This is a genomic window from Prevotella sp. 10(H), from assembly GCF_000711235.1.
Taxonomy (GTDB): Bacteria; Bacteroidota; Bacteroidia; order Bacteroidales; family Dysgonomonadaceae; genus Dysgonomonas.
Genome location: NZ_JOMI01000009.1, coordinates 337,442 through 349,676, shown reverse-complemented (window position 1 = coordinate 349,676; position 12,235 = coordinate 337,442). Strand labels below are relative to the sequence as shown.

10 protein-coding genes are annotated in these 12,235 nt (G+C 36.9%); 1 reads left to right on the top strand and 9 read right to left on the bottom strand.

Features of this window, described 5'->3' with window-relative positions; genetic code table 11:
- The first annotated feature begins 135 nt into the window (after positions 1-135).
- Positions 136-2,217: a UvrD-helicase domain-containing protein gene (locus K348_RS0116965; RefSeq protein WP_029906736.1), complete on the top strand. Its 2,082-nt coding sequence runs from the start codon at positions 136-138 to the stop codon at positions 2,215-2,217.
- An 18-nt stretch (positions 2,218-2,235) separates the two neighbouring features.
- Here K348_RS0116965 and K348_RS0116960 read toward each other — a convergent pair whose 3' ends face one another.
- The 9 genes from K348_RS0116960 to K348_RS18605 all read right to left on the bottom strand — a co-directional run bounded on the left by K348_RS0116960 (position 2,236) and on the right by K348_RS18605 (position 12,041).
- Positions 2,236-3,687 (bottom strand): DUF3868 domain-containing protein, encoded by a 1,452-nt coding sequence (locus tag K348_RS0116960; protein WP_029906735.1) that lies wholly within the window; start codon positions 3,685-3,687, stop codon positions 2,236-2,238.
- A gap of 12 nt (positions 3,688-3,699) precedes the next feature.
- Entirely contained in the window at positions 3,700-4,266 is a 567-nt protein-coding gene (locus K348_RS0116955) for a DUF3575 domain-containing protein (RefSeq protein ID WP_029906734.1), read from the bottom strand.
- A 27-nt stretch (positions 4,267-4,293) separates the two neighbouring features.
- Positions 4,294-5,223 (bottom strand): hypothetical protein, encoded by a 930-nt coding sequence (locus tag K348_RS0116950; RefSeq protein ID WP_029906733.1) that lies wholly within the window; start codon positions 5,221-5,223, stop codon positions 4,294-4,296.
- A gap of 3 nt (positions 5,224-5,226) precedes the next feature.
- Positions 5,227-6,429, bottom strand: coding sequence for a hypothetical protein (locus K348_RS0116945; RefSeq protein WP_156032915.1), 1,203 nt, complete (start codon positions 6,427-6,429; stop codon positions 5,227-5,229).
- A 22-nt stretch (positions 6,430-6,451) separates the two neighbouring features.
- Entirely contained in the window at positions 6,452-7,762 is a 1,311-nt protein-coding gene (locus tag K348_RS0116940) for a DUF5031 domain-containing protein (RefSeq protein WP_156032914.1), read from the bottom strand.
- 22 nt (positions 7,763-7,784) lie between these two features.
- A complete protein-coding gene (locus K348_RS0116935; protein ID WP_156032913.1) occupies positions 7,785-8,714 on the bottom strand; it encodes a FimB/Mfa2 family fimbrial subunit in 930 nt (309 codons plus the stop codon).
- An 88-nt stretch (positions 8,715-8,802) separates the two neighbouring features.
- Positions 8,803-9,999 (bottom strand): hypothetical protein, encoded by a 1,197-nt coding sequence (locus tag K348_RS0116930; protein WP_029906729.1) that lies wholly within the window; start codon positions 9,997-9,999, stop codon positions 8,803-8,805.
- 813 nt (positions 10,000-10,812) lie between these two features.
- On the bottom strand, positions 10,813-11,031 hold the full coding sequence (locus K348_RS19530) for a hypothetical protein (RefSeq protein ID WP_029906728.1): 219 nt from the start codon (positions 11,029-11,031) through the stop codon (positions 10,813-10,815).
- 20 nt (positions 11,032-11,051) lie between these two features.
- On the bottom strand, positions 11,052-12,041 hold the full coding sequence (locus tag K348_RS18605) for a beta-galactosidase domain 4-containing protein (protein ID WP_255359429.1): 990 nt from the start codon (positions 12,039-12,041) through the stop codon (positions 11,052-11,054).
- Positions 12,042-12,235: the final 194 nt, after the last annotated feature.

The window sequence follows — 12,235 nt, the reverse complement described above, 5'->3', positions numbered from 1 at the left end:
CCGTTTAAGTAACAAAGCTACACACTTCATAGCTATAAATAGCTATTTATGGCATATAAACAATCTTATAATTTTACATTCCCATTTACAGGAAGCCTGAAGTCAGCTTTCATTACCTTTCAAAATTTCACAGAAATGATATTTAATAAAACGGAGAAACAGGAAAAAGAGTATTTGCAACAAGTAATTTGTTTGCTGAAAAGTACAATAAACCACACAGATACATCTGTAAAAGAACATGTAGATACCTTGCAGGAATATAAAGAATATTTATGGTCGAATAAAGATATCGATCCCCATGAGATACGGTCGATGCGGGAAAGTATCCTCAATCATTTTGCTCAGGGCGAAAATGTCATTGAGAAGCGCAAGCGGCTTGGAAAGATTCTGGATATTCCTTATTTCGGTAGAATCGATTTTGAAGAAAAAAAGGAAGGAAGCCAAGTTATTCCTGTTTATATCGGAATTCATACATTCTATGACCCAATCAATAAATCAAACATAATCTATGACTGGCGTGCACCTGTTTCGAGTATGTTCTATGACAATGAACTCGGAAAGGCCCATTATAATACCCCCACAGGCGAAAGAATAAATGGAAATATTTCCCTGAAACGCCAATATCGTATCAGAAAAGGGATTCTGGAATATATGATAGAAAGTTCGCTGACCGTTCACGATGATATCTTGCAAAAAGAGCTCAGCGTTAATGCTGATGATAAGATGAAAAACATTGTGACAACGATTCAAAAAGAGCAAAACAGCATTATCCGTAACGAAGAAGCTAATACTCTCATTATTCAGGGAGTAGCCGGCTCGGGTAAAACTTCTGTTGCATTGCATCGTATAGCTTATCTTCTATATGCACATAAAGGAAGCATCTCATCAAAAGATATCCTTATTATTTCTCCTAACCGTGTCTTTGCTGATTATATATCAAACGTGCTTCCCGAACTGGGAGAAGAAACAGTACCCGAAGCAAGCATGGAACAAATATTATCGAAAATAATAGATAACAAATATAAGTTTCAGACCTTTTTCGAACAGGTAGCGGAGTTGTCGGGAAAACCCTCACAAGAATTTATCGAGCGAATCCGTTATAAGGCTACATTAGATTTCGTATCCCAACTCGATAAATTTATTCTGCATATCGAGAATAATTACTTCCATGCGGCAGATGTGAAAGTAACTAAATATATCACTGTTCCTGCAGAATATATTGCTGAACAATTTCGTAGATTCCACCGCTACCCTATGCGGCAGCGGTTCGAAATAATGACGGAATACATTGCCGACAGCCTGAAAACACAATACAGGGTAGTTTTATCTACAGCAGAATGTAATTTGCTGAAAAAAGAAGTTAAGAAAATGTTTGCCGGAAATAATGACCTACAAGTGTATAAAGATTTCTTCAAATGGACAGGCAAACCGGAAATGTTTAAAATACAAAAGGGTTATATTCTCGAATATGCAGACCTCGCGCCATTAGCATACCTGCATATTGCATTAGAGGGATTAAAAAATCATTCCGGTATAAAGCACCTGCTTATAGATGAAATGCAGGATTACTCTCCTATACAATATAAAATAATACAGAAACTATATCCTTGCCGAAAAACTGTTCTCGGGGATTCTAATCAATCGGTAAATCCTTATGGTTCGTCTACTGCCGATATGATTAGTAATTCTTTAGTAGGAGGAGAAGTAATGAAACTATGCAAAAGCTACCGCTCCACCTATGAAATTACGGAATTTGCACAAAAGATACGATATAACAATGAACTCAAGGCAGTCGAACGACATGGAGAAGAGCCTCAGATTGTAGATTATAAAAACCCGGAAGAAGAAATCAGAGGTATAATAGAACTTATCCAAAAGTTCAGAAAATCTGATTATAAGTCCTTGGGAATTGTATGTAAGAATGAACACCAGGCAGAAGAATTATATGAGCATCTTAAAGAATCTGTAAAGGAAATATATTTTCTATCCGCTCAGAGTATTGCTTTTGTAAAAGGTATTATTATCACCTCGACGCATATGGCTAAAGGATTGGAATTCGACGAAGTTATAATACCGCATACTGATGATAACAACTATCATTCAGAAATTGATAAGAATCTGCTATATGTTGCAGTAACAAGAGCCATGCACCGTCTGAGCCTGACTCATTACGGAAATCTGACAGGAATTGTCGAAAAAAATAACCTGTTCCGGTAAGGAACAGGTTATCAACATTTAGAATTGAGTATCCAACCATTTAGATAGCTGATCGGCGTTTTCTGTCGCTATTCCCAGCCCGGCATCAGATGCACGCTGGAAGTATTGTCTTGCTCTCTCGTAGTCTTTTTTCTTTATATAAGCTATAGCCAGATTGTTCCATGCCTCTGGCAAGTCTATTCCCTGCAATTGGGATATTGCCATATCGGTTTCTCCTCTTTCGAGAGCACTGCTCGCAGTGTTCATTCTGGCAATCGGGCTATCCGGATAAATTCTGGTTGCGATGTCGAACGTTTCCCTGAATTCACGGCTATCCTTTGGATAAGAATTTGCTACAATAAACATCTCATTGAGACTCAGTAGATTCGGCTTAGTCTTGATCTGTTCCTTAGCTTCATTCAAATCAAAGTTGCGGGCAATGTAAGATATAGTGTACTCATTCCTACGAAGTGGAGGGTAATAGTCACGAAGCAACATCCTATATGTTTCACCACCCGACAACTGTTTCAATTTATTTTTTCGTACATCGATATTCGATTCATTATCTATAATATCCAATACAGATTCTTTATCAGCTATATTCAGGTCGGCAACAACCTTTCTCAATCCATCCCAATCTTCACCTTTCCAGTCGACTTTAATCATCGACGGGTCGATATTGTAAGTAGAATTCAGATAATTTACAAAAGATTTCGCCCTGTTTTCGGAGAGCTTCATATTGCTGTTGAAATTACCTTCCGGTGAAGCATAACCTGTAATCTGAAATTCATTCACTGTCAGATTTTTGTCATTCCTTACTTCATTTATAACTTTATCAACTTCGGCTAATACTGCAGCATTATTCTCGAAATCGCGTAATATCTCGTATCTGTTGAGTCTGAAATTAAGACGTGCATTGTATGTTTCACTCCGTCTTTTCACTTCCTCTACAGGAGGTGTTATGTATGAAACATTATAATTCGGATTAAATATCGGCGGTAATATTGGCCTCAGCAGATCATATTCGTTAGTATATTCATTTTCACAGGCACAACCGATCCGCTCTTCTTTTACTATAAGCGTAGCATTGTGCAATTCTTCCGAATACGGCATGTTCAGCATGATCGGTATATCGTTTGTCATGCTTTCCTTTATTATCAGTTGAGGAGCAACAGGGAATTCGTAAGACCCGAAACCCAAAGCACGCGATAAGGCCTTAGCACGTACATCGCCTGTAATTACAATCGGTGGAAACTCACGGATAATACTTCCCGTTGCCGATTTCACGGCAGGTGTAAGAACTACCATTTCCTGTGTACCCAGATTGGCATTTATAGAGGAAATGGAGAATTTCATAAGTATTTCATTCCCATTGCGATTAACCTCTACCGAGGAAAATCTTATCCCACTATTGACTATCACCTGAGCCTGCATATAAAATGCCGGAAAGCTTATTAAAATAGCAAGAATGTATAATTTTAGCTTTTTCATGTTTATACTTGTTTAGTGGATAAGATAAATAAATGAGACTGTAGCTTTGGTCGGCCCCCAGTAATTATAATGTGACGATTCTATCTTAGGACCGCAATTCGGACATGGATATTTGTCATATTCTATACGGGCATAACCAACACCGATAGAGGCTTCAAAATTCCATCTCTTACTTAATATCCACTGATGACCTATACTGATGCCTCCACCGTAGAAATATCCTTCGTAACGATATCCTTCCAGATTAGGGAATATACCGAATGGAAGATGCTTGCCTGCAACACTGAACTCTCCCCCGTGTGCATGCACACCAAAGAACGTCCCGTTAAATTTTTCGCAAAACCAGTACCTGTATTCCGGCTGAACCAGCCAATGCTTAAACTTCTTATGGTCGCTGAAAGTAAACGGATTGTAACCTACATTCAGGTCGAGTGTTGACTTTTTACCCAAACCGATTTCCAAACCCAGATTGGGAGTCAGGGTAGCATCATAGACAAGGTTGTTTTTAATACCTATATGCTGGGAAAATGCCGTTACCGATAGTAATAATGAAACCAATATTATAATTCCTTTTTTCATTATATTCTTATTTTATATTGCTACTATTTATTCTATTTCCACTGACCCCGATGATGAACCATCCCAGTCACTGTCTAGATCTACTATAAAGTCCAGTTCTCCGTTATTGAAAGTCACAGCGATATCTATCAGCTGGTTTCTCAACACAGATAGATCTTCTGTGACCATACGTGACATATAAGGCTCGGGTTCTCCGTTGCGGTAGAGATTTATATGGAAAGCCGAAAACTCGTTTGTAGGAGTAGGGAACGTGCCTATCACATACTCTCCGTCTATCCAAGCTTGCTTTTTGCGCGGAGTTATCAGATATTTCATATTTGCTTCACAAATATTCTTATAGTCACCGTCTATCCATTTTTCGAGATATACGTTTTTCATTATTACCTCTATGTCAGACACTTCTTCAGGCATATTGTTGAATGTGTATCTTATGACTCCATTCGTACGCATTAGTCCGACTTCATATTCTGTATTTCTGTCATCCTTTATAGAAAACGGGAATACAGCTGTGAAGTAGTCTTCGTTGTCGAGACATCCCGGGAAGGTAAGTAGCAGATTTGCAGATTTTGCCGCTAATCCTGTCAATGATTTTTTTGCAGAATTGGCAATCAATACCATTTTATATTCGCCTTTTTCAAGATCGGATAGGCTAAAAGTATAACTGCTTGGAGCCGCTTTCGGGAATTTGTCTATAATTCCTTCATCGTGCAGTTCATTATTTTTGTATACGAAATAACGTAAGTGCGTAATTCTGTCTGTAAAAACCGCTTCTCTGTCATCAAGCGGATTTTGCGATTTGTTCCTGAATTTTTCGGCATACACATGTATTATTGCACTTCCGGTTAAAGATCTCGGTTCGGGCGGACATAAGTCTTCACCGTCTTTTACGCAGGCCGATAAAAGAACTACGAATAAGAATAAGCCGATTATTTTTATCTTCTTTGTCATATCTTTCATAAATTATTTATTATGTTCTGCGTAACTGTTGTAGATACCTAATGTATTGTCATGCACACCGCCGTTCATCTTCAACTCCATGTCGCTTATAGGCGGCCATGTAGGCTCCGGCGTGGTATAATAGCCTGGATTGAATACTATTCCATCTACATTGTTATGCTTTAGTGTAACTTCTATCGGATCACCCTTATATACGTAATAACGTTCGTTCGATTTAAAATTAACAAGGGCATCCGTGATGATTACCTTTACTTCATCACCGGGTTTGGAGAAAAAGTAAGGCGAGTGTACGCGTGGACCTATAGGTACACTTAAATAATACCTATTGCCGTTCGGATGTGAGTACATCGGGCTCATGGCCTCTGTACAGTAAGTCATCTTTTTATTTTCTATATCAGGATTATACCAAGGCTCTCCCCATATATCCAACCCGTCTACATATTTACCTTCTACTGCAGGCATCACTGCTTTTATAACCGGTGAGGCATCATTATATGCAAAAGCTTCAGTGCGGGATATACCTTGCGGATCTTCCAACAAAATGCGAAATTTTGTTACGCGCCGTTTGAGTTTGATATGTATATTATCCAGTGCCGGGTCGGGCTGAGAATGTAAATCTTCTGTTTTCCGTACAGTAAAAGTTGTAGTACCGGTGTGGATTTCTTCCGAAAGGTATTTCAGCCCATTATTAGAATAATCTTTTGTACCGGTTCTGTAAGTAGAAGCAAACGTATGACTACCATCGTTTACAGCATCTGCAACTACTCCGCCTCTTCTTATATGGCCGTTCCATGCCATGGCGCCTTGTCCTGTAAAAATGGAAATATAATATTTACCGGGAGTAAGTTCGAGATATAAGTCATCGAAATTTTGTCCGGCCTTAAAGCTTGCCAAGCCCCATCCTGCAGTTCTCATAGCTAAACCTGTAGCAATGGAATCTATAATGATCTTATCGTTTATTTTTTTCATTATTACGATCCTGTACTGATTGGTTATCCTAAGCTTTACTTCATTTGGATCGCTTTTCAGTGAGCCCATCGGTTCATAGCCCGTATTCAGATCAATATCATTGAGTGAAACTCCTATTTTTACAGGAATTCTTTCTTCTTTTGCCTGCCCTGTTCCTGATTGAAAATCAGCATCATCCTGCTGACATGATAGCAACCATACAGCCAAGCTCAATAATATTATTATTTTATGTATCATATAAGCTTTCATATTTTATTGATTATTTATCATTTTCCCAATCGGTATTGAACTCAAATGAAGTCTTTGTACCTACATCTATTATCCTGTTATATCTTATCTGGGCAGTATTCACTGTAAAGTGGTTCGGTATGATGCTTAACGGATCATGTGTTGCTGAATTTTCTTTCGGCAGGTTCAATTCTATAGATTCCTCAGGAAAGCATCCTACAGTATATATATACTCTTCCAGTCCGCATTTAGCAGGCACGTCATAACATTCTTTTCTGTGTGCATGCGATTCTTTTCCGCATGTCAGTTCGTCGCCTGTATAACATGATTGACTATGCATATGCGGCAATTTTCCACATATCGGATTAATGTCAGGATAACAATTACTTGCATGATAATGCTCCCTCTTATCGTTGCATATAGGCGTGGTATCGTAATAGTGGAATATGAGTTTGACTTTCATATTTTTATCGGAAGGCATACAATAGATACCTGCAATATGTGCGCTTCCTGCTTTTTCCTTCGAATATGTCAGGCTATCTACTTTTTGAGACTCATCTATCTTAAAATTACGGAACCATGGGTTTTCGCCCTGGAAAAGAATTGGTGTTATCTCTTGTTTATGCGACTCACCCCATATAGCCTGATGTTTCAATTTGTTGTTCTGATCGTATACTACACCCTGAGTAAGGTTCATATATTCTATTTCAATCTTATATACACGGTCCAATACATTGAAATGAGGCGTAGCGACTCCTGTGCTTACGTATTTATCATCTTGTTTTACGACTTTGTATATATCGAATTTGAGTTTTCCTACAATTCTCGTTAGAGTTGCATTAATATTTTTAGTGCTTAATATTTCTTCAGAAGTTTTATCTACAAATCCCTGATAGTTATTAGCCGAAACAAGTTTCTCATTAGAGTTGATCATAATATCGCTCCATTTGAGACCGAGGGCCAGAGCTGTTCCGTCTTTCTTTGTCAGCGAAACTTCTTCCAAGTTTTTTGAAGTGGCTATAAAAAGGAATCGATACGTTTTCTCTATAAGATCTATATTTTTTATTTCCAGTTTATTATCTCCATTAGGATTAATTGTTTGCGTAGCCTTCAGCGTGTATTCACTATCCTGAGCGGTTGAATTCTTCTGGAAAATATACATTTCACATTGTAAGTAATCCGGTAAAGGTTGACCCAAGACAGTCAGTGTAATAGGCTTATCGTCTTCGCTCTGTTCATTGCCCGGAATATTTTCTTCTACATAATCATCTGAGGAAGAGCATGAGAAAAATGCCATGCTAGCAAAGATGAGCAGGAAATATTTTATATATTTATTTTTCATATTGATATCTTCTTAAGCTTTGTTATTCCCATATTCCTGAATCTCCGTCGTGCACATCCGACATCGGTTCTACATCTACGCTTATATCAATCAATTGATATGTCGACGTAACGAGGAGTGTAATAATTATCTGTTCGTTTCTTTTAACCCTGCTTTCCACTTCTGTTTTCAAAATAGGGAAAGGGCTGTCGCTGGCAGGATTTACCGTTACTTTTATTATAGTTTTATTTTCATCGACAGTAGGGAAAAGGAATGGCCCTTCTAATGAAGCAAAGCCTTTGGCATCTATTTTTGCTTTTGTATTATCAAAAGTATAGAACGTTTTAACCGAGCCTTTGCCCTCTTTTATATTTATATATTCACCGATCCCTGATATATCCAATGTTATATCCCCTATATTATCCATTACATTCTGAGGTTTTGTAAATGGCAGGTGAGTTGTGTCGTTACCGTTTTTAGCTACACGATGCACATTGACCACAACCTGACCTACTGCTCTTGTCAGTTTATTTTTTACGGTAGTAGGGCCTGTGATAGTATATACTGAATCGGCAAGAAGAGTTGTTTCCGGAAAGTAAATTTGATCGACCGGCTTTACATAACCCGGATGCAGAGCATCATCATTCACTTTGATGTGAATATCTTCGAATTTAGTTGTAGCTTTTAGTTCTGTGGGAAAAAGTGTTGTACTGTCACCGGCTGTTTTAATAAACAAAAACTTATATTCCCCTAGTTTGAGCTTTGTCTGTACCTGATTATTTGCATCCCAGCCTGAACTTATCTTCGATTGATAATTGAATGCATCATCTTTTTCACCGAAGATTAAAACCGAAACGTCTTTTACCTGGCTCGAAAGAGTGACAAAATCACCTTTCCCTTCCAGCTTGGTATCATCATGTACTAAACGATTTTCATCCTCATTGCTACATGCTGTCATTAAGATAATCAACATATAAATTATATAATAACCTTTATTCATATCGTTTCGGTTTTTATCTTACGGTTTGAATTTATTATGGTTTGCAACCCGTGAGTCGGAATTATTCCAACTCACCTGTTACTTCGTGCGAACCAGCCCATTTAGTTTCTATTTCAACATCGAATTTTACTTTAGTAGTAAATACTGTAGGAGGAGGTGTATTAGGATCGTCTTCAATTACATATACCTTTACAATTGTTACCTTATTTCTTTCGAGAGGTAATTTCTTGTCAGCAGTAAGAGAAACATTGATAGTTCTTCCTACTTCATCTTTAGGTTTGATATATATTTCCAGAGAAGTTGCTTTTGAAGCATCGTTGTTTGGCAACAGGTAGTTACCGAATACGTGAGCCGATCCGTAAATTAACTGCTCGGAATTGATATTGTCATAGTCGAATGTATCGCCGACACCAATAGTCGAAGCGTTTTCGCTTTCTCCGATCATGATGATACCTTTATCCAGGTTCAACTCTATATTTTTATCAAAAGGAGTAGTAGTCTTGTTAGAACCGAAATAACTCATCAGATTATTCAAGCCTTTGTAACGCATCTCGATCTTTTCGATTTCAGCTTCACCGAATACATCTTTATTTTCAGGATAAGCTGTTTCTGTATAAGAGCCGTCTTCTTCCTTTTTAACTTTGATAAACATAAGGTCTACCCTTGAAACCGCTCTCTGCAATTTTGCAGTAACAGTTTGGTTAGGAGTACTGGTCAGACCCATCGGATAAGCAGTAAGAGCACCTGTATTGCCTACAGTTACAGGCAAGAAAATTTCTGTAAGATCCTTACCACCTTCGTAACCGATAGTATAAGTGTCATTCAGAGTTTTTCCTGCCCAATCAGGAGTTGTTAACAAAGTAGATTGGTTTGCAATACCATATACCGGAAGGAATTTATAATTTCCGATAGGTAGTATGTCTGTACCGGTCAATTTTTTTGTCGTTGGTGAATACGACAGTTTAGTTAAATCTATGGTTTTTTCATACTCATAAACTGAGCCGCCGTCTTGCTTGATACGGAATGCATAAATACTGAATGCATTCTTGGTATAAGAATTGGAAGGGGAAAACTGGTCGGCCTTTGTTTGTACGATATAACCCAGCGAACTTGCATCAAGTTCGAAATTAACAGCAGTTTTGCCCTCCATGTTCTGGGTGTCAACTGATCCTGTATCCATACCATCATCGCTCGAACATGATGTAATGAATAGGCCCATAAGTGCCATAAAATAAACAGCTAGTGAAGTTTTCATCATTTTTTTCTTTTTTTGTTATTACTCTTTTACTAATTTTTTTATTTCCCCCACTTCTCGTTATTTAATTAATCATTGATTCTTGATTTATTTAATAATTAGATAGTTAATAAATAATTAGCTATAAATTGACCTTTATAAAACAGACAAATTTCTCTAGGAAGCTACTTACATAAGTAGACACCTATAACTTCCAGAATCTTAGTCGGATTTACGATATCAATAACCGTAATCAAGATATTTTTGTTTTTTGGGAAAGAGTCCTGAACCTTTTGTGTATCAGGTTTGTTTGCTTAAGTTATCCAAGAGGCAAAATGCTATAAATGTAAATTATATAAAGGGCAGTCACATAAGTATTATTTATTAACATATACTCTTAATCCCAGCAAATATTTAAGTATATTTTTACCTGAAATAAGAGGATTCAACATCTCAAAATTCTATTGTCTAAAGGAATTCGCTGAATTATTAAGCAAATGGCTTTTCAAGGAGTGAAATAATAGGAGATAACTTATACTATCAATAGGTATTCAATGAACAACTAAACAAAAAGTAATTTGTTAATATATGTTTATTGAAAATAAATTTGTATAAGAATGTTGTTAATTTAGGAAGGAAATATAGTAAATTAATATAATAACCTATGAAAAAACAAGAGGTTATGTTAAAGTTATATGTCAATTTGTATAAAAAAAACTGTTTTTTAAATTATTTTAATGATTTTGTTTAATGCTCAAAGTTCTTCGTATTTATAAAAAAAACTGTCCATAATATTATGTTATTCACACAACATTATGGACAGTAAACAGATAGGAATTATTTTATTTTCTGTATTCTGAAAGCAAAGTTCAGAGGCTGATTTTCAGGAATCATATATTCCGGTAGCGGGAACGGCCCGCAGGTTGCATTTCCTAGACCTTGTTGTATACAATCCAGATTTAAATAAACTTGAGGTTCTCGTATCTTATCAAGATTAAAGTCATGTGTTGCTTCCCACACAGCCTTATCTGTGAAATGAAGAGCACTGAAACTCATTCTGTTTTTCGAAATGACTTTTAAACCTGCATTTTTCCATCAGATATTTCGATCCAGCGTACATCTTCCCTGTTTCCTAAACTTTGGGCACGTACGTAATGCTCATATTCCATGCCTTTAGGAGTTGTGGAATATAAACCTACATATGCAGATTTTATACGGTCGATATAGCTTTCGTGGGGCCCTTTCCCATAATATTTGATATTTTCAAATCCTTCCGGCAACTGCATCTGTAGTCCCAGACGGCGGATAATAGCTCCTGTTGACGGCTTGGTAAAGCTTCCTTCTACATCTATCATTCCATTACCATATACAGTGTATTTTACAGAATATGGCAATTTTACAGGAGTAGGACTATTAATTGTAGCAACAAAATCACTGATTAAAATTACAGACTTATTATCATCAGCAACCGAATAGATAAATACCGGTTTGTCTTCTAGTACCGGGTAATAGTTTTGGTCAGTAAATTTATCATTGCCCACACTCCTATACCAGTTCAGATTTAATCCGTTTTGCTTGTAAAGATATTCTGTATTTCCATATTGCAAAGATGTCATTTTTCCTGTTGCAGTATTAAATGCTGTACTGAATCCTGAGCCGGAAATAATCAGGTTACTACCTTCTGTTTTTACATTCAAAGCTGCCAAAACAGAATTGTCAATCGCTTCTATTGCAGGACGAGGTGTCAAAGCAAATTGAGCAGACGCAATCTGATGTCCTTTCTCTGCCCAGGAAGTTTTATTTTTTAGAGTAGCTGAAATATTCAGAAAATATTCTTTTCCCGGATCGTAACGGCGTTTAAATGGAAATTCTATTACTGTTTTTTCATTTGGAACAAGATTTAGTTCTTGCAGTGTGCCCGATTCGACAGGAATCCCTTCCCTCAGAACAATCCAAGATATATCGAATTCATTCAGGTTTAGAAAGTCATATTTATTTTCAATTTCGACTTTCCCTGCCGATAATGCTGTCGGTTTGAATTTTATATACTGGTATATTTTTTTCAATTCTATCAGCTTTGCAGTTATTTTCCTATCAGGGGTAACCAATCCGTTACATGAAAAATCTTCGTCATTCGGTATATCGCCATTAATAAGGTGTACTATTCTTAATACAGATTGATTCCAAAATTACTTAATGAAATTGTAAATTTTTTATTGTTTTTTTCTTTATCTAAAACTTGGGATCGCAACTATTCTAT

What these genes read in the sequence shown, in the direction of transcription:
- K348_RS0116965 (WP_029906736.1), top strand. Translation starts at nt 136, where the DNA reads ATGATATTTAATAAAACGGAGAAACAGGAAAAAGAGTATTTGCAACAA.
- K348_RS0116960 (WP_029906735.1), bottom strand. Translation starts at nt 3,687, where the DNA reads ATGAAAAAGCTAAAATTATACATTCTTGCTATTTTAATAAGCTTTCCG.
- K348_RS0116955 (WP_029906734.1), bottom strand. Translation starts at nt 4,266, where the DNA reads ATGAAAAAAGGAATTATAATATTGGTTTCATTATTACTATCGGTAACG.
- K348_RS0116950 (WP_029906733.1), bottom strand. Translation starts at nt 5,223, where the DNA reads ATGAAAGATATGACAAAGAAGATAAAAATAATCGGCTTATTCTTATTC.
- K348_RS0116945 (WP_156032915.1), bottom strand. Translation starts at nt 6,429, where the DNA reads ATGATACATAAAATAATAATATTATTGAGCTTGGCTGTATGGTTGCTA.
- K348_RS0116940 (WP_156032914.1), bottom strand. Translation starts at nt 7,762, where the DNA reads ATGAAAAATAAATATATAAAATATTTCCTGCTCATCTTTGCTAGCATG.
- K348_RS0116935 (WP_156032913.1), bottom strand. Translation starts at nt 8,714, where the DNA reads ATGTTGATTATCTTAATGACAGCATGTAGCAATGAGGATGAAAATCGT.
- K348_RS0116930 (WP_029906729.1), bottom strand. Translation starts at nt 9,999, where the DNA reads ATGATGAAAACTTCACTAGCTGTTTATTTTATGGCACTTATGGGCCTA.
- K348_RS19530 (WP_029906728.1), bottom strand. Translation starts at nt 11,031, where the DNA reads ATGAGTTTCAGTGCTCTTCATTTCACAGATAAGGCTGTGTGGGAAGCA.